Here is a 23,675-nt window from a genome sequence, read left to right as displayed (position 1 = left end):
GAAGGTGAAGTCCGACGCGGTCAGGCCTAGGTCGGCCACGGTGACCACACCGCCCAGGTGGGCGAACTCATGCGCGCTGTTGTCGTTGTCGAGGCGCACCGCATAGAAAGATGCACTCACGTTCACTTCGCCCTTCTGCTGAGCAGTTGCGGGCTCGCTGGCGGCCGGGAATCTGGTCGCCCAAGCAATCGATCTGAAGATTCGACACTCAAACCGGACCAGGACAACACTTCGTAACGGGGCCGTCCTAATAGTTCCGCCCCAAACTTCTCTCTGTTTGCTCGACGCCGGCATACCCGCACCGTAAGCGCTGGACGAGGACAAGTTCCGCTGGCCGCGGGTGGAGAACGGCGTGATCCGGCTTGCCGCGCCCAACTGATGGCGCTCGTCGAAGGCATGGACTGGCGCGTTTGAGCCGAACGGAGACGGCGTCCGACGTCGGCCGGATAGGCCGTGGCGAAGTGAGTCAGGCGCAAAAGGCGGGCCTCTGGCCGTGCAAAATAAGCTTCTGTCGGCGTCATGACGAGAAGCGCTTCGGCCCGTGCCCACGAAATCGTTCCGCTCAAGGCGATATTCGTCGCCATGGCGGCGGAGAAGGCCGAACTGCAACAACTCCGGAGCGAAACACTCAAGGCCGAGATCGTCCGGATGGCGACACTCAACGAGCGTGCCCAGGAGAGGATCGCCGACCTTCGGGGATCGTCAAGCAGCTGGAGCGCGCCGCTTCGGTCGCAGCTCCGAGAAGCTCGAACGTGCCCAGCAGGCCTTCGCCTTCGAAATCCAGACCGGGCTCGGCGCGATTGAGTCCGAGCTCGAGGCCGCAAGACCGACAGGCGAGCCGCGACGTGCTGCGCGACCGCGCAAGGCGTTCCCGGCGCATCTGGAGCGGGTCGAGATCGTCATCCGGCCCGAGCCATGGGGGAAGAAGCGCTCCCGCTGCCAATCGTCCGGTCCGTCAAACGCCGTCGGCCGCACAGGCTTGCGAACCGGAACAGTCCCGCCCTCGCTTAGATACCGAGGGGTTGCGCGCGCACCCGAATTCCTTCGCCCGTCGGTTCCCCAGCCAACCTCATGCCGCCGCAGCATCGCTGCCACCTCTTCGGGCTGAAGGATCTGCTCTCCCTGCATCGTTCTCGACAATGCAGGAATCGCCCAATCCCAATCGCCATCTATGCCTCCTCTCATAACCGAGAGGTCAGTTTCTCAATTCGGCCGACAAGTGAGACGTTCGGTGCTCTTAGGCAGGGTAATCATACGAGATGCCTCCTGCAACATCATTTCCCGCATCCATAGGCTTGCCGGATCATTATTGTGAAGCGCAGGCCATTGGACGGCCTCCGTGAATGCGGCAGGAAGTGGCGGCGGAAGTTCGACAATCCGCAGGGGTGTTAATTTTGCGAAATGCTGCGCCAGCCGCAACGGCATGGTCCCGATGCGGCTGGTGCCTGATAGAAGGGGCGGGATCATGCTAAAGCCGTGTACGACGACCTCGATACGTCTCTCGAAACCGTTCTCGAGCAAATACCATTCCTCGATGGAGGGCTGCCGGGTGTCCCCGAATTTAAGCACAACCTGCCCCATCGACAAGTATCGGTCGAATGTAAGTGGCTCTGACAGCTGCTTGTTCGTGCCGCAGCCTACGCATACGAGCATATCTTCGAACAGGGCTGCGCGAGGATGTTTCGACATGAACACTTCCGGCATAATCAGAAAATCAACGTCGCCGCGCCGGAGAAGCTCCTCGGGGTCGTCGGAAATAGGCAGACATTCGAAGCGGACGGCGGGAGCTTCCCGCGCAGCACGCTTTACGATTTTCTTAAAAAATACGAGTGTGAGGTAATCGGAAAGGATGATGCGGAAGCGACGATCCGATCCGGCCGGGTTAAAGGCGTCCCAGGAAATAATCGACAGCTGGATGTGCAGCAATGCCTCCCGGACTGCTGTGGCGAGCCCCTCCGCGCGCGGTGTCAAAATGAGTTCGCGGCCGTTCATCGTAAATAGCTCATCGCTGAAATAGGCGCGTAACCGACCGACGGCGGCGCTCATGGCCGGCTGACTCAGGTTAATACTGCGGGCTGCGGCGGTGACTTTACGCTCCCTGATCAAAGCGTCCAGCACAACGAGGAGATTTAGATCGAGTCCCTTAAAACGCATGCATTGACCTATCCGACGCGTGGATGGGTATCGCCCAAACAATCAATTTCACGAATGGTGAGAGCGTCAACGCATCAGCCGACGACGAAATAGAGCAACCGATAGGAAGAACGGCAAAACCGTGTATATGGAAAGCGCGCCGATATGCAGGCCCATGCTGCCGGCCGGACGGCCAAGCATCGCCGGACGAATGAGGTCAATTGCATGTGCGAGCGGCAACAAGGAGGCGACGTCCTGAAAAGCGCCGGGCAATTGGTTGACCGGAAACATCGCGCCGCAAAGGAAGAGCATGGGTGTTACAACAAGCGTATTATAAAATATGAAATATTCATAACTGGGCGCAAGCGCCGTGACGACCATCGCTAGACTTGCGAAGGCGAGGCCACTGAGAGCGATGACTGGCAGCAAGCAAAGGATGGATGGCCACGATGCGTAGCCGAGCGTGGTGGCAACAATAGTGATTGCTGTGCCCGCCATCAGGGCCTTGGTGGCTGCCCACGCCAATTCGCCGAGTAAGATATCGCCGAGCGTCAGCTGAGTGCATAGCATTCCTTCCCAGGTGCGCTGGTCGCCCATGCGGCCGAAACTCCCGTAAACCGTTTCAGCGGTCGCCGATGCCATCGCGCTTGTGGCAACCATGCCAGCCGCGAGAAACGCAATGTACGAAGTGCCCTCAACAGGACCTATCATTGTTCCGATTCCAAAGCCGAGACCGAACAGATAGATCATCGGATCGGCGAGGTTGCCGAGCACCGATGCAAGCCCGATTTTCTTCCATCCAAGATAGTTGCGGCGCCAAACCGCGACCCAATTCCACGCATTGGCGGGCATGCCCGCCGCATAACGTTCGCCCATTGTTCAGTCCTCCATCTCGCGCCCGGTTAGCCGCAAAAACACATCCTCGAGATTGGGGGGACGCTGCAGAAGGCGTAGACCCGCGCGCCCGCGTAGCTGCGCCAGCACCTGCTCCGGATCGGGTGCATAGCAAAAAAGCGTCTCACCGCTCACCTCGATGCGCTGTGCGTACGGCCGGATCAGCGCACCCAGTTCATGCGGATTGCCGCCGTAGACCTCGACCACGTCACAGCCGATCTGCTCGTCAATGAGTGCGGACGGGCGGCCTTCGGCGATCTTGCGCCCCTCCTCCATAACGCACAGCCGATCGCACAGCCGCTCGGCCTCTTCCATGAAATGGGTAGTCAAAAGAATAGTCTTGCCCCGCGCCAGCAGCGATCGCAGCCGTTCCCAGATCAGGTGGCGGGCCTGCGGATCGAGGCCGGTGGTCGGCTCGTCCATCACCAGCAAGTGCGGGTCATTGATCAGCGCACGCGCGAGCGTCAGGCGCCGCTTCATGCCGCCGGACAGTTCGGCGACGCGCGCATCCGCTTTGTTCTCGAGGCGGGCGAACTCAAGCAGCGATGGTATGACCGCATCGATCTGGCGTCTGCTCATCCGGAAGTAGCGCCCGAACACCAACAGGTTCTCGCGTACAGTGAACGCGGTATCAAGATTGTCGAACTGCGGGACCACGCCGATGCGCATACGTGCCAAACGCGCGCGCGCCGGCACTGGAACGCCGAGCACAGTAATCTTCCCCGCATCGGGCGATGTCATGCCGAGGACCATACGCGCAATCGTGCTTTTGCCCGCGCCGTTCGGTCCCAAGAGCCCGAAGCATTCCCCCGCCGCAACGCGGAACGACAGCCTGTCGACAACGAGCTTGTCATAAGTTTTGCTTACGTCAGTAAGATCGATCGCTACCATGGACATGGGTTCATTTTACCGAGAGGGACGCCAAGACTGGCGGTTGCTTGGTTGCCTGCCGGACCTGAAACTGTGACTCGTCTTCGCCATCCCAGCCGTCGATAACGAACTGATCGACATCACAAGGATTTAGCCCCTGTTCCGGTAAAGCGGCGACAATTGCGTCGAGACTATCGATGGCTTGGTAACGCGGATCGTTGTGCCGCTTTTCCTGGTCAACGCAGAAGACGAGCCGTCCATCCTCGACCAGGGCGATCGCCCCATCATGGGTCAGCTTGGTACCACAGATGCGCATAGTGTCTCCAGGTTAACGGCGATAGATTCGATTCATCAGGAAGCGGAAAGCGGGTTCCGGAAACGGACGAGCAAGCAGTCTTCGTTGACCGACTCGCCCCGACACTCAAGACGCTCTACCTCGATCAACGTTTCGTTCAGCATGGCGATGACCGGCTCAGCACCAGCGGCGTGACCCCAGCGACGGCAATTAGCATCCCTTGCCGATCCGAAGATCAGATGCCCGCCTGGCGCAAGCACCCGCACCAGGTTTTTGACGGCCGCGCGCATCTCGGCTATGTCTTCGAGATAATAGAGGACCTCCGCCACAACGATCAGGTCAAACAACTCGTCGGTCGAAAACTGTTGAACATCGGAGACTATCCAGTTGATGCGCGACGGCTCGTTTATCCGTTGACGTGCTCGAGCAATCGCTTGCGCCACGACATCGATGACGGTGAGCCCTTGGCAGTAGGGGGCTAGTTTTTCCGTGAATGCGCCGGCAGCGCACCCGACTTCGAGGGCATTTGAAATGGAGCCTTGGGCAAGCGCCAGCTGGAGCATTTGCGTGTGGCGCTTCCGCTCGAACGGATTGCCGTCGAGAAGCCACGGATCGTCTGCGGCCAATTCCCGATCAAGCAACTGATGATTCACGTTCTGGGTCAAACTCGTGCACCTCTCGTCCACTAGGTAATTAGCGATCACTCGTCGCCGCAAATGTTGCCCGACAGCACTAATTCCGAAGAATCCCGCGCAAGATTGAGCCTGCGAAGCGGAGCCGCATGCGGCGAGAATTCTGCCCTGCTGGAACCAGTGATCGGAGTTTGGGTGGGGGCCTGTTTTCCCCCAGTGTTCGATGTAGCGACAGCAGAGCCTCGCGACAGCCAATCGCTATTGCTCAATGTACACAGCGCGTAGGCTTTCAACGGAAGCAAGAGAAAGATGTTGATGAACGTGTGCAGCGAAAAGCCCAGAAATCGAAACTGTCGGGCACGAAATGCTACCACGCTGCATCGGAGCATGGTCATGGACACAATCATCAGTCCTGTCCACCAAGGCACAGAGCCTGTCAGTGCGAAATGTGCGAGGCCCGTTAATACCGATACGGCGAGGAGTAGCGCGCCGAGATTCTGTCCGACCACGTCCAACGTGAGATAGCTATTTAGGCTGGGCAGCAAGCGGAGCCCAAGCAGCGTGTCCCGGAATGTGCTTCGTGCCCAACGGAGTTGTTGGCGCAGATACGGTCCTAGTCTGTTCGGGACGACTGTGGCCGCGATGGCGCTCGGAACGTACTCGGTTCGAAAGCCTGCTTTCAGCATCAGGATAGTAAGATGGCGATCCTCACCGAAGTCGCTTGGCTTGCCCCGAAAAAACTGCGACTCGTACTGGTCCAGTAACAAAAGGAGCGCAGACCGGCGGTACATGGCACATGGGCCGCAACAGCACATAACGGCACCGAAGCGAGCCTGCGCCGCGCGCTCCTCGTTGCAAGCCAGCCAGTACTCCATGTCTATCAGCCTGGTCAGCCAGCTCTCGGTCCGGTTACTGGCCGTCAACTGACCCATGACTGCGCCGACCGCTGAATCTCGCATCTTCGGTACAAGCTTGGCAATGACGTCGGACGCGAGTAACGTGTCTGAATCAACGTTAAGCACCAGATCCCCTGATGAGCGGCGTATCGCGGCGATCTGCGCCTTGCGCTTTCCAACATTCTCGGGAAGCAAAATGATGTCGAACCTAGGGTCGCGCGCGTAGGCTTCGTGGACAGTTCCTAAGGCTTCGCGATTTCCAGAACCGTCATCAACCACATAGACCCGAAGTCTTCCGGCGTATTCTTGGTCGGCAATGGAAGCCAGGCACTCTGAAAGCGTGCGCGGATCCTCGTTGAAGCAGGGGACGATGACATCCACGCTGGGCAGTTGATCGGAGCCGACGAGAACCTCCAACGCCGATGAGTCGTTTGTCGGCAGAGCATAAAGCCCCTGCATGCTCTTATAAGCAGTCGAGAGCAGCGCATAAAGCGATATGGCCACAGTGCTGGTTGTACCAAGAAGAGTCATGGGATCTCGTTTGTTCAGTGATGTTGAGGAAGTGAGCGGATTACAAATCCGCGCTCACGCAATGCTGGAATCAGCCGGGACAGCGCCGTGACCGTCTGGTCGCGCAGACCGGCGTGAGCGCCCCGGCTCAACTCGCCGGGAGGGCATCCGTCGTGCAAGAGTACAATTGCGCCCGGCCGGACAGAGGCGAGCACTGTATTAATAATCGCGTCGACTCCAGGGCGAGACCAATCTCGAGGGTCGACGGACCAATGAAGGGCCGCCAGCCCGGCGATCTGTGATGCTGTGCAGACTTCTTCGCTCCAGGCGCCGTAGGGCGCGCGAACATAGCGCACCGAGGCCTGCGGGCACGCTCTCATGATGGCGTCGTTCGCTTCAAAGACCTCACGTTGCACTTCGCCGAAGCCGCATTGGTACAGATCCGGATGAGACATCGTGTGGTTGCCTACCTCGTGCCCTTCTGCGATCATCCGTTGGATTAGATCTGGGTGCTCTAAGGCGTAGGCGCCGATGACGAAGAAAGTCGCCGGCACCCGCTGCTCTGCCAGAACGTCGAGAATCTCCGGTGTGAAAAGTGGATTGGGACCGTCGTCAAACGTCAGATAAACGCTGCGACGGCCGGTGCCGTCAGAGCACTCACGGCGCACTTCGTACAAGCAATCGGGACGGCTCATAGCTCTGGTCCGTTCCGATCGATCATCGTGCCCGTGGGCCATTCGCTGATCGGCCGTCCAACTGGCAGAACAATGGTGAGTGCGTCATCGATGCGTGTGGGCGGCAGGTCGAGGCGCGCCTCTGGTCGGGTGGAGCGCACGCGAATTCCCGACAAAACGGCCAAAGGGCTGTATCGCCGCCCGAACCTCTCAACATGATTCCGCAGCGCGTCCCGGACCGTTCCGAAAGCGAATGGAACGCCAAGCTCCTGCAGTATTGGAAGCATGACATGGATTGAATGGGCGATTCCGAGACCCTCAAGGTCCGGACGTACCCCGTACAGGCCCAGCTCAGCCACCAACAGGTCGACCGCGTCAACCTTGATGAAACGGCGCAGTACGCCCATGTGAGCCGCTACACCGCCGCTTGGATCATAGGCGATTACGCGGAGTTCAGGCCTGGCTCCGGCCCAGCTTCGACTACCTTCGAACGGTTCTGCGTTGGACGCCCCAGTCGGCCCGTACGTATCACGAAAGAACTCGGCGAGCTTAACGTGATCGGAGAGCTGCAACTCGTTTTCCCAGCACAACTTCCACTGCACCTGATGGCGCATTCAGGACCTCTCTTCATATTAGTTTTTTGCGGGCCGCATTACCCGACCAAAGCGGCGTCGTTGGCTGCATTCAACCGTTGTCGTTGGCGAAGGCGAGCCAGACGCTTTCTCGAAGTTCCGGCCCGTGTCGTCGATTTGAGCTTGACGTCGCTCCTTAACGTTCCTCTAATGCATGGCTCGTAAATTCGTAAAATTGATTGTTTGAATGATACGCATCCACACGTTGGATAACATGACATGCGTTTCAAGGGACTCGATCTAAATCTCCTCGTTGTGCTGGACGCTCTGATGAGGGAGCGTAAAGTCACTGCCGCGGCTCGCAGTATTAACCTGAGCCAGCCGGCCATGAGCGCCGCCGTCGGTCGGTTACGCGCCTATTTCAACGATGAGCTATTTACGATGAACGGCCGCGAGCTCCTTTTGACACCGCGCGCCGACGGGCTCGCCCCAGCAGTCCGGGAGGCATTGCTGCACATCCAGCTGTCGATTATTTCCTCCGACGCTTTCAACCCGGCCCAATCGGATCGTCTCTTCCGAATGATGCTTTCCGATTACATCACGCTCGTATTTTTTAAGAAGATCGTAGAGCGTGCTGCGCGGGAAGCTCCCGCCGTTCGCTTTGAATGTCTGCCTATTTGCGACGACCCCGAGGAGCTTCTCCGGCGCGGCGACCTTGATTTTCTGATTATGCCGGAAGTGTTCATGTCGAAACATCCTCGCGCAGCCCTGTTCGACGATATGCTCGTATGCGTAGGCTGCGGCACGAACAAGCAGCTGTCAGAGCCACTTACATTCGACCGATACTTGTCCATGGGGCATGTCGTGCTCAAATTCAGGCACACCCGGCAGCCCACCATGGAGGAATGGTATTTGCTCGAGCACGGTTTCGAGAGACGTGTCGAGGTCGTCGTACAGGGCTTTAGCCTGATCGCGCCCGTCCTGTCAGGCACCAACCGCATCGGGACCATGCCCTTACGGCTGGCGCAGCATTTCGCAAAAACAACACCCCTCCGGATTGTCCAACTTCCGCCGCCACTTCCTCCTCCCGCATTCACGGAGGCCGTCCAATGGCCTGAGCTTCACAATACTGATCCGGCAAGCATGTGGATGCGGGAAATGATGTTGCAGGAGGCATCTTGCCTGGCGCCTTTGCCTGAAATCATTGAGTGTGTCGGGCACGCCGATCCGACCTTGCGGTTGTTGGTACCGACTGCCACCGCGATTTCGCGTGCGAAGTCCCGGAAGATGTTAAGCCCCACTTAAACACCGGGCCTTTGACCAGCAGAGCGGCGCAGTTGCTTGTCAAGTACGAGGGCCAGGAACGAGCAGAACACACGCCCGGGGTTGCTACTGAATGACTGCCGCCTCCGATTTTGCTTGCGGAGTCCCAGAAGATGCTCAGCCCCACTTAAATGCCAACGTCGCAGGCCTTGCCGCGGCTTTTCACGCGCGGCCAGGCGAGGAGATGGCGCCGATCCAATCTGTGCCAGCCTCGCTCGGCTACTGGCGTTGACGACAGTGCCCTGCACCGAGAAAGTCGGGCACTTGGCAATGAAGCCGGTGGAGCTTGACGCTGCGGACCCAGGCAATTGACCCCGCGCTTCTGCCTGAACCCGTGGCCGATCCGTTCATCTAATCGGCGCTTCATCCTGCCCGGCTGAGGCCCGTGGGTGCGGCCACCCCGCGGGATGGGATCATCATTCAACTTTCTCTCGTTTATGAAAGGAAACTCCCCGCTCACGATAGAGTCCATGAGTTTCATATATTTTCCGGCAGATGGATGTCGAACGGGAGAAATGTCTGTCCGGGTGTTTCAGCGGTGCCGGTCTCGATAGCCCGCGTCATCAGCGTTATCAGCTCCTGGCAAAGTCGGCGCATTGGCGTGGCGACCGCCATCGTGACAATATTATCTGCGAGCGCGGCCCGAGACTCCGGCGTGATTTCATTCACGATCGCGACGAGATCGCGACTTTTGCCCTCTTCTCGGAGCGCGGAGATGGCGCCCTCCATGCCGCCGCCGGCGACATAGAAGCCGACGAGCTCGGCCTCTCGCTGCATGAGATCAAGCGTTGCCTCGTAGGTGATCTGCCGTTTCTCGAGGTTCATGACAGGATCCAGCACCTCGAACGTGGGCGCGTTCTCACGGCAATAGGAGCGAAAGCCGACGTCACGGAGCTCGTGCCCCTGGAAACGATGGCTGCCGACAAAAACCGCCACTTTGCCGGGCCGTTTTGCGACCTTCGACACCATCCAAGCGGCCGTGCGCCCCACCTTGCGGTTGTTAAGGCCGATATACCCCTGTCGCACGCCGGCGGCGAAGTCGGAAAGCAGCGAGAAAACCGGAATGCCTTTGGCCTTGAGGTCCTCAACCGCTGCTGTAATTTTCGGGTGGTCCGGTGCCACCATCGCGATCGCATGGCAGCGTGCGCCCAAATCCTTGAGCGGCGCGATCAGGTCGCTCGGCATATGTGACCGGGCGAATTCGACGAGCGGAATTCCGTGGAAGGACTGGGCCAAATTGACCGATGCTTCGACCTCGCGCGCAAAATCTTGGTAGAAATGCTGGGCCGGTTTTCTCAAGATGAAGCCCAGACGGTAGTGCGGTAGGTCTCGCCGCAAGCGCTGCTTGATTAGCCCGGCAGCATGATAGCCGATCGCGTGGGCGGCGTCGTGGACCCGCCGCGCGGTCTCCTCGCGCACCGGATGGCGGGCGTTCAGAACCCGATCGATCGTTGCTACGCTGACTCGGGCTTCGCGGGCGAGATCGGCAATTGTGGGGCGCTTGGTCATAGGTCCTATTCTGATCGGTTTTTGACGCGGGCCGGCTCTCTGTCGCCTAACGCGTTTCGGTTTCGGGTGGCAAAGTGAAGACGTCCCATACGAATGGCCAACAGCGTGTTGGACGAACATCATTCCAGACGTAAACCGGCCGGGTATACTGAAAGGCTCATTCGCTTAAAGGGCGGTGACGGTTTGCACTCACACATTTAGCGCTTCTGCTACATGGTCCGTGAGGAGCCGTTTAGAGGCTGCGGGTCGGTCGTTCAGTTCATGTGACCAGCTAGGCGACTTAACAGGTCGTGGGCCGCCCACCTTATTGGGAGGAGGGTAGCCGGTTTGATGCCTCGGCAAGCTGATGACCGCAGAAGGCGGCTTTCATCTGTGCTCGGTCCAATTCTCCTTCCCAGCGGGCGACGACGAGGGATGCCACTGCGTTGCCGACGCAATTCGTCAGCGCCCGGCATTCGGACATGAAGCGGTCGATGCCGAGTATCAGTGCCATCCCAGCAACGGGAACACTCGGAACTACGGCGAGCGTAGCCGCTAGGGTGATGAAGCCCGCGCCTGTGACACCTGCAGCGCCCTTGGAGGAAAGCATTGCTACGAGCAGCAGCAGCACCTGATCGCCGATGGACAGATCCGTGTTCGTCGCCTGCGCGATGAAGAGGGCCGCCAGCGTCATGTAGATATTCGTGCCGTCCAGATTGAATGAATATCCGGCCGGGATGACGAGACCCACAACCGAACGCCTGGCGCCCGCCTTCTCCATTTTCTGCATCAGCGAAGGGAGCGCCGCCTCCGAGGAGGACGTTGCGAGGACAAGCAGCAGCTCTTCCTTGATGTAGCGAATGAGAGAACAGATCGAGAAGCCGTTGTAGCGGCAGACCGCGCCGAGAACCCCGAACACGAAGAGGAAGGCGGTGAAATAGAACGTCGCGACCAGCATCGCGAGGTTGACCACCGAACCGATGCCATATCTGCCGATAGTGAAGGCCATTGCGCCAAAAGCGCCGATCGGCGCGGCCTTCATCAGAATTCCAACGAGCTTGAAGACAGGCGCGATGAGCGCCTGAAGGAAGCAAACGACAGGCTTGCCCGGCTCTCCGGCCATCGCAAGCGCCATGCCGAACAGAACCGAGAAGAACAGCACCTGCAGGATGTCGCCTTCCGCGAAGGCACCGACGATCGTTGGCGGGATGATGTTCATCAGAAAGCCGGTGACCGACTGCTCGCTGGCTTTTGCGGCATAGGTATTCACGGCCTGGACATCGAGCGAGGCCGGATCAATGTTGAGGCCGGCGCCAGGCTGGACGACATTGGCGACGATGAGGCCGACGATCAGCGCGAGCGTCGAGAAGGTGAGGAAATAGACCATTGCTTTACCAGCGACCCGGCCGACCTTATGAAGATCGTTCATGCCGGCAATGCCGGTGGCAATTGTCAGGAAGATGACAGGCGCGATGATCATCTTGACCAGCTTGATGAAGGCATCGCCCAGCGGCTTCAGGCTCTCGCCGGTCTCCGGATAAAAATAGCCAATTGCGACGCCGAGCGCGATGGCGGCAAGCACCTGGGCGTAGAGCTTGGTGTAGAAGGGTTTGCGGGGCGCGGGACTCGCGCCGCGGACTTGTGCAGCTGACACTGGTTCTCTCTCCCTGACCGGATCGAGGTGGCGTGACTTCTCCCTATCGCGGCGCTCCGGTCGAACGCTGCACCAACGCCGCCGCAATACCCATGCCAGATGAATCCGCATGACCTGAACTGACGTGGGCTCGCCAATGATGGAGGAATGCGGTGTCAGACCAGCGGGATAGGCCGCGGTCCGGCACGCCCTTGATGTCTCTGGCAGAGTGCTGCCGGTCGATCCCTCTGGCTAGCGGTTTGCTGCACAGAGCGTGGTGGGTTCCTCGTTTTAGCCGGCTTTGGACCGGGCCGCATCGCTGGCGCCAGCGCGTACCAAATAGGTCGCCTGTTCATAAGCCCGTCCAGATGACAGGCTAACTTACCCCTGTTCGGAAGCGCTGTGACAGGCGAGTTCCTCTCGCCGGAACGCCTGCGCCACATGACGAAATCCGTTGGTCTAGAGGAGGCCGAGAGCTTCGCTTTCCCTGACTAGCCGTGGCACCCATGATGGAATGAATGCGCTGGCACAAGGCGGGAACGACGAGGGTCCAGCACGACCCGTTGATGTTCACTGACAGAGTGCTGCCGGTCGATCCCTCTGGCTCGCGGTTCATCGGTGGCATCAGAGCCGAGAATGGCTGTGCTCTTTGCAGCGCTCCCGCTGCATGAAAGCCACGTCGAGACGTAGAGATTGACGCCGTTGGCGCTGACCACGACGATGCGATCTGGAAATTGCGAGCACCGCCTACCAAGCCGTACTCGACGCCAGCTTCGCGCCTTCACACGCGACACCGCCGCCGCATGATCAACTCGAGCAAAATGGCGGTTGCCGCAAACGACCAGTGCCGTTGGCGGTTATTATCACTTCCGCCCCTCCTTCGAGGGCGCTGGTGAATGGCACGGCCCGGCTTTTACACTCGGCGCGGTCAGCCGCTCGGGCACCGCATCGCCGGCGCAAGTATTTCCACGTTCAACGGCAAAAACAGAATTGATGAATTCTATCATATGCCGCGAGGTTTCCTTTCACGAATGAAAGAAAGCTCGATTGACTATCCCGCCTCGCTCCAGTCTGTTGAAAACAACGTCTGGTTGCCTTGGTGCAAGCCGAGACCATGGCCAAGCTTCGTGGAGGGGAGAGCCAAGCGATGCATCAGGGTTCGATCCGCTTTGCACTCGACCAAACGGCGGCGGCACGAGTTCACGTCGGAGTATTTTCGCGCTTGCTCGCGACGTCGCGGGCGCACATGTCGCCGGCCTACGTTTGATGGCGCGAGATCGAGGATCACATGCACCACAACATTCGCAAATCAGAACAAAATGCCAGCGAGTGCGGCATATCGCTGCCGGATGCGATAAGAGGTTGTCCAACGTCCGAGACGAATCCTGCGAATGGGGTATTGCACGAGCGCGCCCTCACCGGAATATTTGAAATATCGAAAATACTCACCGGTCCCGCCCGGCTCGAACTCACGTTGGCCAAGGTCGTTGATCTCCTGCACTCGTTAGTGCAGATGCGGCACGGCATCATCACTCTCTGCGATGCCGAGGCCGGACTGGACATCACCGTGGCCAGCGACTGCGACACGAACAGCAATGAGCCCTCCCGGTCGCGCGTGCCGCGCAACGCCATCGATCAGATTGTGACGACGGACACGCCGCTCATCGCCGAGGACATAGCGATGCATCCGGCCTTCACTGCCGCTGACATCGAGGTGCTTGGGGCCTCCGACACCGTGTCCTTCATCGGCGTTCCCATTCGTGTTGATGGGAACGCCGTAGGCGCGCTGACTATGGACAGGGCTTTGGAAAGCAGGTCAAGCTATCGGCTCGATTACGATGTCCGACTGCTCACCATGATTGCCAACATGGTGGGACAGACAGTCAAGTTGCACCGCTTCTCCGCGGGGGACCGCGAGCGACCGCCGGAGTTGGAAGATCGGCTGCAAACGAAATTTTCAGATGTTAAGCACCCTGCACCCCGGCGCAAAAAAGTTCATGTCGAGGGGATGATTGGTGACAGTCCGGCGATAAGCGCGCTGCTGGAGAAGATCGCGATCGTAGCCAAGGCAAAAACCACGGTTCTGTTGCGAGGCGAGTCCGGTACCGGGAAGGAGCTGGCTGCCAAGGCAATTCACGAGTTGTCGCCGCGCGCCAAGCGGCCCTTCGTTAAACTCAATTGTGCAGCGCTCCCAGAGACAGTCCTGGAATCCGAATTGTTCGGTCATGAGAAGGGTGCCTTCACAAGCGCATTCAATTCCCGCAAGGGGCGCTTTGAGCTCGCTGACAAGGGGACGTTGTTTCTGGATGAGATTGGCGAGATCTCGGCCTCGTTCCAGGCAAAGCTACTGCGCGTGCTGCAGGAGCAGGAGTTTGAGCGCGTCGGCAGCAATCAGACCATTAAGGTCGATGTTCGCGTGATTGCCGCCACGAACAGGAACCTGGAAGAGGCGGTTGCAAGGAATGAGTTCCGCGCCGACCTATACTACCGCATCAACGTGGTTCCCTTGCTGGTACCAGCATTGCGCCAGAGGCGCAGCGATATTCCGCTGCTCGCAGCTGAGTTTCTCAAGAAGTTCAACGACGAGAACGGCTGTACGCTTACCTTCGATCCGTGTGCGATTGAAGTGCTGATGAAATGTGAGTTTCCCGGCAACATTCGCGAGCTTGAAAATTGCGTGCACCGGACAGCGATCCTGGCCGAGGGACTATCAATCGGGAGAAACGACTTTGCCTGCTCCCAAGGCCAATGCTTTGCCGAGGCGCTGTGGAAGTGCAGATCGGGCAAGGCCGCGCTGCAACCAGCGCCGATCCTGCCGGAGTCAGTGAATCCGGCCACGCCGCCGGATGCGGCAGCCTGTTCGGCCGCGACCACAGTCCCGCGTGCCGGCGCAACACACCCAATTGGTGCGAGGACCCCCGACATAGAGCGCGTCATTGCTGCCATGGAAAGATGTGGCTGGGTGCAGGCAAAGGCAGCGCGCCTCCTTGGACTGACCCCGCGCCAGATTGGCTACGTGCTAAGGAAATACGGCGTCGAGATCAAGCGTATCTGAAACCGAGGAGATGAGCTGAGCTGCTTAGCGCCTTGCGGCAGCGATGCAGATCCGCGTCCGCGTCCACTCAATTCACCGAGGACAGCCTGGCCGAATTCCCGTGTCTGCGTTGCGACCATCGTGTGAGAGGCAACGCTTCCATCGTCAATCCCGTCCGCCATGTTGCTCTCGTTGCGAGCTCATACGGATGCCCCCTGTGTGACTGAAACGGAGTTAAATATGTCCGATGCAAAACTGCAAACTGTGCTTTCGGCTCTTCCGCCAGTGACGCGACAGTTAGATGCTCTGCCGTCCAACGGACCAGCGCCGGACGGAAATTTTGTCAAGCTGAATACGAATGAGAACCCGTTTCCGTTGCCGCCAATCATAATGCAAAGTGCAGTGGCGGCCCTCAAGTGCCAGTATCTATATCCGGATGACGATAACATCAGCTTGAGGGAAGCGGCGTCCAGCACCTATGGCGTTTCCAGGGATCAGGTCATCGCAGGCAACGGGTCGTCTGAACTGCTCGGACTCATCTACAGAGCTTTCCTCGCGCCTGGCGACAAGGTTGCGATGATGTCGCCAGGGTTTTCGTTCAACCGCAAACTTGCCATGATTCAGGGCGCCGAGTTTCTCGAAATCGGATGTCAAGCTCATTCCCTGCCAATGGAGCAATTGCTTTCCGGTCCGGCAAAAGACGCCAAGTTCATTATGTTGGCCAATCCAAACAATCCGACCGGAACATTCCTCCCGATAAGCGATATCGAACGCCTCGTAGCACAATCGGACCGCTTGGTTGTCCTTGATGAAGCCTACGTCGACTTTGCACCCGATCATGGCCTGCGCCTCATCAACCGGTATCCGAACGTTCTGATCTTGAGGTCATTCTCGAAAAGCTATGCCGCCGCCGGCATTCGCGTCGGTTTCGGTTTCGGTCACCCTGAAATTATTGGCAGGCTGCGAAACATCCAGAACGTCTTCAACATGAACGTCATCGGGCATGCCGTTGGTATCAGCGTGCTTGCGCATCGCGGCGCCTACGCAGAGAACCACAAGCACATCAAGGATGAACGAGAGCGAGTGACAGTCGCGCTGTCGCAACTCGGATTTTCCATAACGCCCTCCCGCGCAAATTTCTTGCTGGCCCGTGTGCCCGCGGGACAGGACGGCTCATGGTGGCAAGCAGCATTGGAAAGGCAAAAGATACTTGTCGCGTTTTTTCCGGACAAAGGCTTGGAACACTGCATCCGCGTCAGCATCGGCACAAAAGAGCAGATGGATGCATTTCTTGCTGCCGCTGGCGACATTGCTGGAAGCTTAACGGTGCCAAGCTCCAAGGGCAGGGAAGCGTCAGGCTCTGCTTCTTCGTTACGCTGACGCTAATCGGCGATCACACACATCTCTTCCGACTTGCTTGGTCATCCCAGCAAGAGAACAGCCTGCTTTTAAAATCGGGGACTTATCGAGTGACAAACGTCTTTCCTTCAAACTTAGCGTTCGGCATCTTCGATCATCTGGACGAGGATGGCCGCGACATCGGTCGGCAATACGAAGATCGCCTGATGTTAGCAGAGGCGTGCGATCAGCTAGGGTTCTATGCCTATCATCTCGCAGAACACCACTGTACTCCCCATGGGAGAGGTCCATCGCCGAATCTGTTCTTATCGAGCGTCGCCCAGCGCACCCGGCGCTTGCGTCTCGGACCCTTGGTGATGCTGCTTGCGCTTTATCATCCGCTGCGTGCGTTCGAAGAGATCTGTATGCTGGACCAGTTGAGCGGTGGCAGGCTCGAACTGGGCATAGGGCGCGGTGCTCTCCCGATCGAATTGGGCTACTTCGGGATTGGTGCGGACGCGGTGCCGGGCCGTTATGCCGAAGCCAGCGAAATCCTCATGGAAATACTTGTTAATCCGATGAAGGTCGGCACGCTATGCTATCAAGGCCGCCATTTTGATCTCAATGACGTTCCTTTGACGCTAAGACCTCATCAGCGTCCACATCCGCCGACATGGGTCGCTGCCAATCGACCCGAGTCCGCAGCTTGGGCGGCTGCGAATGGAACAAATATCGCGTGTGTAGGACCTTCCTCTTCTGTTCGCAAAACTACTGATGCGTTCCGCGCCTATCGAGAGGACAACGCTGGCGCGGGGGATCAGGCGCAATTTATCGGATTGCTCCGCATGGTCGTGGTTGGGCGTTGTGACACACATGCCTATTCGCTCGCGGCACCTGCTTACGAACGCTGGCTCAAGAGCTTCCAATTCCTTTACGAGCTTAACGCTATCCCCACTCCACCAAACCTGCCGCTGACCTTCGATGCGGCAGTCGAGAGTGAATTGTGCGTGGTAGGATCAGCAGAATCTGTGCGAAAAGCTCTGTTAGGTCAGTTGGAAGTGGCAGGTGCCAACTACCTGCTTTGTCAACTGGCATTTGGAAATCTGCCGCTAGATGCTTCCCTGTACACCGCGACGACCATTCAATCCGAAATCATGGCTCGACTTGGCTGACCATGAAATTCGCGGTCACAGCGCTCCCTCACATCCACGTGCTCGAGCGTGCACGTGATGGGGACGGGCAATCGGGAGGGAGGCCAAACTGACGACGAGCCGGCGGCACAGAATACCAGGTTTGTGCGTTGGCTGGCGTCTGGGCCATCGTGTGAACCTGCACGATCCTAAGGAGATGATGGCCGAGCGCGTCACGATGCAGGCACGCGTCTGCTCGTCGCGCTCGCGCTAGCCGTTGCCCATAGCCCGCCGCAGAGGTTCTTCTCGCCTGGGGCGGCGTCGGTGCGGCGCCCCCCATCCAGCTTCATCAGCGGCCCGGCGGTAGCAAAGCCGCCACTCGCTACGGCGCTGTTGAGGGCGCGCTCGCGAGCGGCTTTGCTGCGCCCAGCCACCAACGGGAGCGAGCTCGCCCGATGATGGGGGTGCACCGCGGTCGGGATACGATGCTGGAGGAAATCGTTCGCAGCCGGTCTTCACGAACTGCGAGGAGTGCTTGTCCTTGAATGCTGCCTGCTGGCCGTCTGCGGTGGCCTGAGTGGTCCGCCGACACGCCCGAAAGTCAACGCCACTACCACAAGGCCGCCAAAAACTCAGGTCTGGGAGCCAGCTTGGACGGTGGTCTCGTGTTCGGGAATGTCGTCGAAGGAGGCGTAGTTGAGATAGTAGAGTTTGGAATACAGGCCGCCCATAGCTATTAGCTCATCGTGGTTGCCAGTCGCAACAACTTGGCCATTCTGAAGCACGATGATGCGGTCGGCCCCCCGGATCGTGGCGAGACGGTGGGCGATGACGAGGCCAGTCCGCCCTTCAAGCAGCTTGATCAGAGCCTTCTGAATCTGCAATTCCGTGTAGCTGTCGATGTTGGCGGTCGCTTCGTCGAGCACGAGGATCTTGGCGTCAGCGACGAGGGCGCGGGCGAAACTGATAAGCTGGCGCTGGCCGAGAGATAAGTTGTCGCCGCGTTCGCCAAGTTGGGTCTCATACCCGTCGGCGAGGCTCATGACGAAGTCATGCGCGCCGACCGCCTTCGCCGCCTCGATCACCTTGTCGCGCGTGGCTTCCGCCTTCTGGTATCGAATGTTCTCGAAGACCGTCCCGGTGAACAGGAATGGCTCCTGCAGCACCATGGCGACCTGGCGGCCGAGCGATTCCTGGGTGAGGTCGCGCACATCATGCCCGCCGACCAGCACCTGACCCTGCTGAACATCATAGAAGCGGTGGACCAGGGCCATCGCACTCGATTTGCCAGAACCGCTCGGTCCGACCAGCGCGACCGTCTCGCCGGGATTGACCCTGAAGGAGACATTTTTCAGAACCGAACGGTTCGGATCGTAGCCGAAGGTGACGTCCCTAAACTCGACCGAGCCGTCCATTTCGGGCGAAAGTACCTCGGCATTGGGTTTGTCCTGAACATCGATCTTGACATCGAGCACATCGGTCAGGCGCTTGCCTGAGGCCATGGCGCGCTGCATGATCGAATATTGCAGGGTGAGTGAGCGGATCGGGTCAAAGAAGCGCTGGATGTAAAACAGGTAGGCTACCAACACGCCCACATCTATACGGCTATTCACGACCATCGAGCCGCCGACCACAATAACGGCGGCCAAGGCGAGGCCCGTGAGGCCATCGACGATAGGCACCATGACCAGTGCATATCTGGCAGCGATCAGTTGGGTCCTGAGGTTGGCATGGGCCCGGTCGTCGAAAAGAATGAAATTCACCTGCTGGCGATCCATCGACTGTATGGTCCGCACGCCGTGAATGGCTTCGGCCAGCGCGCCATTGACGACGGAATTGGTTTCGTGTGCAGCCATGAAGGCGTCGCGGGCACGCGGCAGCCAGACAATGCGGACGATCACCAGGATCGGCAGAACCGACAGCGTCAGGAGGCCGAGGCGAAAGTCGAGCCACAGCATTACGAAAACGATGCCGAAGAGAAGCGCAACATCGCCTAGGGAATATACCGAGGTTTCCAGGAACTCCTGTATGGAGTTAACGTCGCCTTGCAGGCGCGACATCAGGCGTCCGACCTCAGTCTTGTCCATGAAAGAGAGCGAAACCTTTTGCAGATGACCAAACATGGCGCGGCGGATGTCGAACAGGACAGTTTCGGCAATCTTCCCATCCAAGGTTTCCTGCATGTAACCGGCGGCGAAATTGACCAAAATCGCCAAAAGGAACGCGCCGACGGCCGCAAGCTGGGCTGAGCGATCGCTCCCTGCCGGGTTCATGCCGTGGTCGATCGCGTAGCGGATGATCAAGGGGATGAGAAGCTGCGTCCCGGTGAAGATCAGCATCGCGACAATCGTGACAACTACCTTTGCCCGATAGGGACGGACGAAGCCCCAGATCCGGCGGAGGATGCTCTTGTCGAAAGCCCGGCCGAACATCTCCTCCTCGATCCGGTGCGAGCCGACGACCGCGCGCGGAGGGCGTCTGCCGTCGTCAGGTTCGGCTTCGAGTTCGCCGGGGCCCTGGTCCATCAGCGGGCGCCCCCATACCGGGTCATAATGCTATCACCTGGGCGCGTCTGGAGATCGTAAAGGGCCCTGTAGCGTCCCCGCTTCGCCAGAAGCTCTTCATGCGTGCCGCGTTCTACGATTTCGCCGTTATCGACAAAAAGGATCTGATCGGCATGCATAAGCGCACTCAGCCGGTGCGCGATGATGATCGTCACCCGATCCTTGGCGAAGCGCCGCATCGCCGCGCGAATGCGCTGCTCGGTGCCGGCATCGATCGCGGCCATTGAGTCGTCGAAAACGACGACAGAGGGGCGCAGCATCATGGTGCGAGCAATCGTGAGACGCTGGCGCTGGCCGCCAGAGAGAGAAACGCCGCGTTCGCCCACGACCGTCTCATACCCTGCTGGGAGCCCTAGAATGTAGTCGTGGAGCTGGGCGAATACGCCAGCATGTTCAATTCGCTGTCTCTTCGCCCAAGGATCGCCATAAGCGATGTTGTTCTCGATCGTGGTGGTGAACAGGAACGCATCCTGCTGTACAACCGCGACCGCCTTGCGAAGGCTCTCGAGGGTGACATTGCGTATGTCCTGGCCGTCCAAAGTGATGGCGCCACCGGTCACGTCGTAAAAGCGGGGGACCAGATGAGCCATCGTCGATTTGCCGGAACCCGGCGGACCGACGATCGCGATCGTTTCGCCTCTCCGGGCCTCAAAGCTGAGGTTCTTCAAAATGGCGCGGTTTTCGGCGTTGGGGTACGCAAATGAGACATTGTGGAAGCGCAGAGTGCCGTCGCTTATCTCAAGCGGTCTGGCATTGAGAGCATCCCTGATTGTGATCTCCTGATCGAGGAGACCGAAAAGCCGCGAACCGCAGCTAGAAGCGCGGGCAAAGGCATTGACCATGAGGCCGATCTGGCGGACTGGCATTTGCAGGATGGTCATGAAGGTTAGGAAGGTCGCCATGGTTCCGACGCTGATCTCGCCAGCGACGAGCTTGTTGCCACCGATCCAAAGCACCAATCCCATTGCGAAAAAGAAGGACAAGGTCATCGCCGACGTGCTGGGTACGTAGATGTCAACGAGATCCTTGGCGAGGCCGAGCGCGTTCTTGGAAGCGCGGTCGAACTTCAGCATCTCATAGGATTGAGCCGCAAAAGCGCGGACCACGCGGATGCCTGCGAGATTTTCCTTCATCACGCGGCTTAGTACCGAAAGGCGCTCATAGAGGTCGAGCCAGGTGGCGCGCAGCCTAAGCTGTGTGGTCGATGAGCGCCAGGCGACAAAAGGCACGAAGCTCAGTGCGACCAGGCCGAGCATGGGATCGGTCGATATCATCATGTAGGCGCCGATCCCGATCAGCATGGTGAGCAGGACCACGCGAACGAGCGCGGTGGAAAAATACATCCGCACGCCTTGGAGATCGAGCATTCCGATGGTGATCAGATCGCCTGAATGGACCCGGTCGTGAAAGGAAAAGCTGAGACGCTGGATCTTGTCGTAGTAGGCGAGCCGCAGTTCGTACGCGACATGATGCCCGACGGCTTCGGCAAAATAGTTCTGCACCATCGTGAAAAGGCCGCGCAGCGCGCTGACGGCGAGCAGCAGGAGAGCCGGGGTCCAGAGCGCTTGCCCTGCCGCGCTCCCGGCGACACCGCCCCCGATGGCTGTCTGGGCCTGGTCGACAGCCCGGCCGAGAAGCTGGGGAATGAGCAACTGGAGGATTGCCGCCATGATCGTCGAGCCCATAGCGAAGGCGACCTGCCAGGGATGCCGAAAATTCATACGCGTTATGCGCAACAGCGTACTCAAATCCCGGCCCCAGCGGGCCGCTTCAACATGGGTCAACGAATTCAGAGCGTTCGTTGCGCTGCCGACAGCATCACTGTTCACGGGTGTATTCCCGACTGCATTTTGCGCCTTCGAGGAAAGCCGAAGGACGCATCATCAAAGGCGACCGCCATTTTAATCCTGTCCACAACCTGCAGCCTTGCCCGTTCCCAGAAGCCGAGCCGCCGCTTGACTAAGTGGCATGTCGATCACCGTGATTCCGCTTGCCGCAAGGAAACGCGCTTCGTTTCTGGTCAGGGTTTCCGCGTCCATTACAGTGCAGTAGGGACCGCGGGAGCGCTTCATGATCTGTCTGGCGTAGGTGCGCAGCATCTGATCGTTGAAGCGGCAGCCAACGAAGAAAAATCCACGGGTGATGCGCCGTTCCTTCACCACGTCTGGGATCGGTGTCTGGATATCAATTTCGGTCAGGACTTCGACGTAGTCGGAATCTGCGACGAGAAAGTTTTGCGAGGGCCTACTACTCCCGTGAGGTGCATAGAGGACCGTCTTTGCCCCCGATCGAGCATCGAGCTCCCTCCCGGACAAATCGTAGGTTTTTGTCCAAATGTTGCCGATTTCGTTCGCCCGCGTGACGCCTTGTATCTCAACGACGTCCGTTCGGCCGGTCTCCACGAGAGCGGTGCGCATCGCGCTGTCATACCAGCTGTCGATGATGAGGGAGAGCGGCAGCCTTGCGAGCCAGGCGTGGAGGAGGGTTGGCCTCACCGGCGCTGCGAATATCTCGGTCATCCAAGCTTGAAGCGTCCGGCGATGCCGGCGCTGTTCGATGAACTGCGCAACCGACCACATATTGGTGCGGATCCTGGAAGGGGCGGGCGCCCGTGCATTGAGTGCCGCGGCAACGACCTCCGGAGTATGCGGCACAGGCGGTTCCGCACAGTTCAACCCAAGAAGACCCGGACCGAGATAGGGGATCACCTCATCGGCGGCGAGCGCTTCCTTCGCCAAGTCAAGCAGCTTATCGGCAAAACTGTCCCGCACTATGACGAGGTGGTCCGATGTCAGGATCGTGTTCATGCTCGTTTCCTCGCGACGCACCTAGGGGCAGCATCAGTCCTCTTCGGAAACCTTCCTTGCCTCGACAGTGATCGGCAGACGCGTATCCCGTGGAAGATCGGGTAGGAGGAGCCGCCACCCGTTCCTGAGCGTGACCGTTCCGCCCCACAACTCTTCCTTCTCGAGCTTGACGATCGGCTCTTCGAGGTCTTTTTTGGGGACATACGCCGACAAGCCAGCATCGGTCCTGCGGATCATGACTTTCATCTGGCCGTCCCTTCATTGGTATTGCTTTCAGCACTGCAGGACTCGGCTTTGTCGAGACTCATCAGTTCACGCGCTCGCATGCCGACGACGGTGCCACGGTCGATCCACTCGACCGCATAGATGAAGAACTGCTGGAGAAAGGTGCCGATGTCGCGCACATATCCCTCGTCTCCCTTCCGCACGAGATTTTCCCCGATCTCCCTGCCGGGATATGTGCCGTCATTCTTTATGTGGCGAGTGGCACGTACCCGCTCTCCCGGCATGAATCGTGGAGGCCTGCGGATTTCGATCTCCTCTTCGCGTCCGAGCGACATGTCCGTTCCCTGATTTCTCGTGGGGCTGCAGATTGTGAACAAGGCGTTCCAGGCGTCTTGCGTAGGCAGCCCCAACCATGTCGGCAGCCCATGTGGTCACGCAGGAACGCAGGTCTTCGGCACCGGGCATACCGAGGCACATTGCTGCGCATCGAAGACCCCCTCGCATTCGGTGCACTTCTGTGACTCGATCACGTAGCTCTCGCCTTTGAACTTGATCGCGCCGGAAGGACATTCGAATTCGCAGGCGCCGCATTGGGTGCATTGGGATGCGATGATCTTGAAAGCCATTTTAACTCCTGGTCCGAATGAAATGAGACAG

At 58.9% G+C, this 23,675-nt stretch carries 20 protein-coding genes and 1 pseudogene; 5 read left to right on the top strand and 16 right to left on the bottom strand.

What is annotated here, in order from left to right:
* The first annotated feature begins 541 nt into the window (after window positions 1-541).
* Window positions 542-1,108, top strand: coding sequence for a transposase domain-containing protein (locus NKJ01_RS36505; RefSeq protein WP_502905913.1), 567 nt, complete (start codon window positions 542-544; stop codon window positions 1,106-1,108).
* Window positions 1,109-1,203: 95 nt separating this feature from the next.
* On the opposite strand, the gene NKJ01_RS25755 is transcribed toward NKJ01_RS36505, so the two are convergent.
* From NKJ01_RS25755 to NKJ01_RS25720, 8 genes and pseudogenes are all read right to left on the bottom strand, one after another.
* Window positions 1,204-2,154: a LysR family transcriptional regulator gene (locus tag NKJ01_RS25755; RefSeq protein WP_352732142.1), complete on the bottom strand. Its 951-nt coding sequence runs from the start codon at window positions 2,152-2,154 to the stop codon at window positions 1,204-1,206.
* Between the two features lie 66 nt (window positions 2,155-2,220).
* Window positions 2,221-3,009: an ABC transporter permease gene (locus NKJ01_RS25750; RefSeq protein ID WP_352732139.1), complete on the bottom strand. Its 789-nt coding sequence runs from the start codon at window positions 3,007-3,009 to the stop codon at window positions 2,221-2,223.
* 3 nt (window positions 3,010-3,012) lie between these two features.
* A complete protein-coding gene (gene nodI / locus NKJ01_RS25745; protein WP_023736276.1) occupies window positions 3,013-3,924 on the bottom strand; it encodes a nodulation factor ABC transporter ATP-binding protein NodI in 912 nt (303 codons plus the stop codon).
* 43 nt (window positions 3,925-3,967) lie between these two features.
* A pseudogene (locus NKJ01_RS25740) lies at window positions 3,968-4,213 on the bottom strand (carbamoyltransferase N-terminal domain-containing protein); the annotation flags it as partial.
* Between the two features lie 35 nt (window positions 4,214-4,248).
* Window positions 4,249-4,857 (bottom strand): nodulation methyltransferase NodS, encoded by a 609-nt coding sequence (nodS, locus tag NKJ01_RS25735; RefSeq protein ID WP_023770905.1) that lies wholly within the window; start codon window positions 4,855-4,857, stop codon window positions 4,249-4,251.
* 35 nt (window positions 4,858-4,892) lie between these two features.
* On the bottom strand, window positions 4,893-6,251 hold the full coding sequence (gene nodC / locus NKJ01_RS25730) for a chitooligosaccharide synthase NodC (RefSeq protein ID WP_023784692.1): 1,359 nt from the start codon (window positions 6,249-6,251) through the stop codon (window positions 4,893-4,895).
* A 14-nt stretch (window positions 6,252-6,265) separates the two neighbouring features.
* Window positions 6,266-6,925 carry a chitooligosaccharide deacetylase NodB gene (gene nodB, locus NKJ01_RS25725; protein WP_352732133.1) on the bottom strand — a complete coding sequence of 220 codons (660 nt, stop codon included), beginning with the start codon at window positions 6,923-6,925 and terminating at the stop codon, window positions 6,266-6,268.
* The gene (locus NKJ01_RS25720) at window positions 6,922-7,518 is read right to left on the bottom strand and encodes a NodA family N-acyltransferase (RefSeq protein WP_352732130.1); all 597 of its coding nucleotides are present in this window, start codon (window positions 7,516-7,518) and stop codon (window positions 6,922-6,924) included. The genes nodB and NKJ01_RS25720 overlap by 4 nt, the downstream gene beginning before the upstream one ends.
* 237 nt (window positions 7,519-7,755) lie before the next feature.
* On the opposite strand from NKJ01_RS25720, the gene NKJ01_RS25715 reads away from it, so the two are divergent.
* Window positions 7,756-8,781, top strand: a complete 1,026-nt coding sequence (locus NKJ01_RS25715) for a LysR family transcriptional regulator (protein ID WP_352732128.1) — start codon at window positions 7,756-7,758, stop codon at window positions 8,779-8,781.
* 495 nt (window positions 8,782-9,276) lie between these two features.
* On the opposite strand, the gene NKJ01_RS25710 is transcribed toward NKJ01_RS25715, so the two are convergent.
* Window positions 9,277-10,308 carry a LacI family DNA-binding transcriptional regulator gene (locus NKJ01_RS25710; protein WP_352732125.1) on the bottom strand — a complete coding sequence of 344 codons (1,032 nt, stop codon included), beginning with the start codon at window positions 10,306-10,308 and terminating at the stop codon, window positions 9,277-9,279.
* 304 nt (window positions 10,309-10,612) lie between these two features.
* Window positions 10,613-11,941 carry a dicarboxylate/amino acid:cation symporter gene (locus NKJ01_RS25705; protein WP_023770900.1) on the bottom strand — a complete coding sequence of 443 codons (1,329 nt, stop codon included), beginning with the start codon at window positions 11,939-11,941 and terminating at the stop codon, window positions 10,613-10,615.
* Between the two features lie 1,267 nt (window positions 11,942-13,208).
* Between NKJ01_RS25705 and nifA the strand changes: the two genes are divergently transcribed.
* From nifA to NKJ01_RS25690, 3 genes are all read left to right on the top strand, one after another.
* On the top strand, window positions 13,209-14,975 hold the full coding sequence (gene nifA / locus NKJ01_RS25700) for a nif-specific transcriptional activator NifA (RefSeq protein WP_352732122.1): 1,767 nt from the start codon (window positions 13,209-13,211) through the stop codon (window positions 14,973-14,975).
* A 219-nt stretch (window positions 14,976-15,194) separates the two neighbouring features.
* The gene (hisC, locus tag NKJ01_RS25695) at window positions 15,195-16,334 is read left to right on the top strand and encodes a histidinol-phosphate transaminase (protein WP_352732119.1); all 1,140 of its coding nucleotides are present in this window, start codon (window positions 15,195-15,197) and stop codon (window positions 16,332-16,334) included.
* Between the two features lie 89 nt (window positions 16,335-16,423).
* A complete protein-coding gene (locus tag NKJ01_RS25690) occupies window positions 16,424-17,464 on the top strand; it encodes an LLM class flavin-dependent oxidoreductase (protein ID WP_352732117.1) in 1,041 nt (346 codons plus the stop codon).
* 590 nt (window positions 17,465-18,054) lie between these two features.
* Here NKJ01_RS25690 and NKJ01_RS25685 read toward each other — a convergent pair.
* The 6 genes from NKJ01_RS25685 to NKJ01_RS25660 form a co-directional block, all read right to left on the bottom strand.
* The gene (locus tag NKJ01_RS25685) at window positions 18,055-19,947 is read right to left on the bottom strand and encodes an ABC transporter ATP-binding protein (RefSeq protein WP_352732115.1); all 1,893 of its coding nucleotides are present in this window, start codon (window positions 19,945-19,947) and stop codon (window positions 18,055-18,057) included.
* Window positions 19,947-21,815: an ABC transporter ATP-binding protein gene (locus NKJ01_RS25680; protein ID WP_352732112.1), complete on the bottom strand. Its 1,869-nt coding sequence runs from the start codon at window positions 21,813-21,815 to the stop codon at window positions 19,947-19,949. The genes NKJ01_RS25685 and NKJ01_RS25680 overlap by 1 nt, the downstream gene beginning before the upstream one ends.
* 72 nt (window positions 21,816-21,887) lie before the next feature.
* Window positions 21,888-22,793 (bottom strand): SIR2 family NAD-dependent protein deacylase, encoded by a 906-nt coding sequence (locus NKJ01_RS25675; protein WP_352732110.1) that lies wholly within the window; start codon window positions 22,791-22,793, stop codon window positions 21,888-21,890.
* Window positions 22,794-22,826: 33 nt separating this feature from the next.
* Complete coding sequence (nifT, locus tag NKJ01_RS25670) at window positions 22,827-23,039, bottom strand: putative nitrogen fixation protein NifT (protein WP_023802030.1); 213 nt, start codon at window positions 23,037-23,039, stop codon at window positions 22,827-22,829.
* Entirely contained in the window at window positions 23,036-23,353 is a 318-nt protein-coding gene (locus NKJ01_RS25665) for a nitrogen fixation protein NifZ (RefSeq protein WP_352732107.1), read from the bottom strand. Before NKJ01_RS25665 ends, nifT begins: the two co-directional genes overlap by 4 nt.
* A gap of 96 nt (window positions 23,354-23,449) precedes the next feature.
* Window positions 23,450-23,644 (bottom strand): 4Fe-4S dicluster domain-containing protein, encoded by a 195-nt coding sequence (locus NKJ01_RS25660; RefSeq protein WP_023672218.1) that lies wholly within the window; start codon window positions 23,642-23,644, stop codon window positions 23,450-23,452.
* Between the last annotated feature and the right edge of the window lie 31 nt (window positions 23,645-23,675).

The organism is Mesorhizobium sp. M0276, assembly GCF_040321755.1.
In the GTDB taxonomy this organism is placed as follows: domain Bacteria; phylum Pseudomonadota; class Alphaproteobacteria; order Rhizobiales; family Rhizobiaceae; genus Mesorhizobium.
Note: the sequence above shows the minus strand (reverse complement) of the source record. Positions and strands in the feature narration are given on the sequence as shown.

Coding starts and splice junctions, on each gene's coding strand:
- NKJ01_RS25755 (WP_352732142.1), bottom strand. CDS start 2,154: ATGCGTTTTAAGGGACTCGATCTAAATCTCCTCGTTGTGCTGGACGCT.
- NKJ01_RS25750 (WP_352732139.1), bottom strand. CDS start 3,009: ATGGGCGAACGTTATGCGGCGGGCATGCCCGCCAATGCGTGGAATTGG.
- nodI (WP_023736276.1), bottom strand. CDS start 3,924: ATGTCCATGGTAGCGATCGATCTTACTGACGTAAGCAAAACTTATGAC.
- nodC (WP_023784692.1), bottom strand. CDS start 6,251: ATGACTCTTCTTGGTACAACCAGCACTGTGGCCATATCGCTTTATGCG.
- nodB (WP_352732133.1), bottom strand. CDS start 6,925: ATGAGCCGTCCCGATTGCTTGTACGAAGTGCGCCGTGAGTGCTCTGAC.
- NKJ01_RS25720 (WP_352732130.1), bottom strand. CDS start 7,518: ATGCGCCATCAGGTGCAGTGGAAGTTGTGCTGGGAAAACGAGTTGCAG.
- NKJ01_RS25715 (WP_352732128.1), top strand. CDS start 7,756: ATGCGTTTCAAGGGACTCGATCTAAATCTCCTCGTTGTGCTGGACGCT.
- NKJ01_RS25710 (WP_352732125.1), bottom strand. CDS start 10,308: ATGACCAAGCGCCCCACAATTGCCGATCTCGCCCGCGAAGCCCGAGTC.
- nifA (WP_352732122.1), top strand. CDS start 13,209: ATGCACCACAACATTCGCAAATCAGAACAAAATGCCAGCGAGTGCGGC.
- hisC (WP_352732119.1), top strand. CDS start 15,195: ATGTCCGATGCAAAACTGCAAACTGTGCTTTCGGCTCTTCCGCCAGTG.
- NKJ01_RS25685 (WP_352732115.1), bottom strand. CDS start 19,947: ATGGACCAGGGCCCCGGCGAACTCGAAGCCGAACCTGACGACGGCAGA.
- NKJ01_RS25675 (WP_352732110.1), bottom strand. CDS start 22,793: ATGAACACGATCCTGACATCGGACCACCTCGTCATAGTGCGGGACAGT.
- nifT (WP_023802030.1), bottom strand. CDS start 23,039: ATGAAAGTCATGATCCGCAGGACCGATGCTGGCTTGTCGGCGTATGTC.
- NKJ01_RS25665 (WP_352732107.1), bottom strand. CDS start 23,353: ATGTCGCTCGGACGCGAAGAGGAGATCGAAATCCGCAGGCCTCCACGA.
- NKJ01_RS25660 (WP_023672218.1), bottom strand. CDS start 23,644: ATGGCTTTCAAGATCATCGCATCCCAATGCACCCAATGCGGCGCCTGC.